This window comes from Paenibacillus phoenicis (assembly GCF_034718895.1).
In the GTDB taxonomy this organism is placed as follows: Bacteria; Bacillota; Bacilli; order Paenibacillales; family Paenibacillaceae; genus Fontibacillus; species Fontibacillus phoenicis.
The window spans coordinates 1-1,644 of record NZ_JAYERP010000004.1; the positions used below are offsets into that span (position 1 = coordinate 1).

1 rRNA gene is annotated in these 1,644 nt (G+C 55.2%); it reads right to left on the reverse strand.

The features are described from left to right. Positions 1–2 precede the first annotated feature (2 nt). Positions 3–1,644 (reverse strand): 23S ribosomal RNA (locus tag U9M73_RS22095); the annotation flags it as partial.

Below are 1,644 nucleotides of genomic sequence, written 5' to 3' on the forward strand. Positions count from 1 at the left end.
TTTTGGATAAGCCCTCGACCGATTAGTACCTGTCAGCTCCATGCCTTACGGCACTTCCACCTCAGGCCTATCAACCTTGTCGTCTTCAAGGGGTCTTACATACGGGGAAATCTCATCTTGAGGGGGGCTTCACGCTTAGATGCTTTCAGCGCTTATCCCGTCCGCACTTAGCTACCCAGCTGTGCTCCTGGCGGAACAACTGGTACACCAGCGGTGCGTCCATCCCGGTCCTCTCGTACTAAGGACAGCTCCTCTCAAATTTCCTACGCCCACGACAGATAGGGACCGAACTGTCTCACGACGTTCTGAACCCAGCTCGCGTACCGCTTTAATGGGCGAACAGCCCAACCCTTGGGACCTACTTCAGCCCCAGGATGCGATGAGCCGACATCGAGGTGCCAAACCTCCCCGTCGATGTGGACTCTTGGGGGAGATAAGCCTGTTATCCCCAGGGTAGCTTTTATCCGTTGAGCGATGGCCCTTCCATGCGGTACCACCGGATCACTAAGCCCGACTTTCGTCCCTGCTCGACTTGTCAGTCTCGCAGTCAAGCTCCCTTCTGCCTTTGCACTCTTCGAATGATTTCCAACCATTCTGAGGGAACCTTGGGGCGCCTCCGTTACTCTTTAGGAGGCGACCGCCCCAGTCAAACTGCCCACCTGACACTGTCCCCGTACCGGATCACGGCACCAGGTTAGAACCTAGATACGATCAGGGTGGTATCCCAACGGCGCCTCCACCGAAGCTGGCGCTCCGGCTTCCTAGGCTCCCACCTATCCTGTACAAATCGTATCCAAGTCCAATATCAAGCTGCAGTAAAGCTCCATGGGGTCTTTCCGTCTTGTCGCGGGTAACCTGCATCTTCACAGGTATTAAAATTTCACCGGATCTCTCGTTGAGACAGCGCCCAAGTCGTTACGCCATTCGTGCGGGTCAGAATTTACCTGACAAGGAATTTCGCTACCTTAGGACCGTTATAGTTACGGCCGCCGTTTACTGGGGCTTCGGTTCACAGCTTCGGGCTAAACCCTAACCGCTCCCCTTAACCTTCCAGCACCGGGCAGGCGTCAGCCCGTATACTTCGCCTTGCGGCTTCGCACAGACCTGTGTTTTTGCTAAACAGTCGCTTGGGCCTTTTCACTGCGGCCCCCTCGGGCTATTCACCCTACCGAGGCACCCCTTCTCCCGAAGTTACGGGGTCATTTTGCCGAGTTCCTTAACGAGAGTTCTTCCGCGCGCCTTAGAATTCTCTTCTCGCCTACCTGTGTCGGTTTGCGGTACGGGCACCTTCTCCTGGCTAGAGGCTTTTCTTGGCAGTGTGAGATCATGACCTTCGGTACTGTCAATTTTCCCTCCCCATCACAGCCTAGCCTTATCGGTGTGCGGATTTGCCTACACACCAGCCTCACTGCTTGGACGAGCATCCATCAGCTCGCGTCACTACCCTACTGCGTCACCCCATCGCTCATAGCGGATTACGGTGGTACAGGAATTTCTACCTGTTGTCCTTCGACTACGCCTTTCGGCCTCGCCTTAGGTCCCGACTTACCCTGAGCGGACGAACCTTCCTCAGGAACCCTTAGGCTTTCGGCGGATCAGATTCTCACTGATCTTTTCGTTACTCATACCGGCATTCTCACTTGT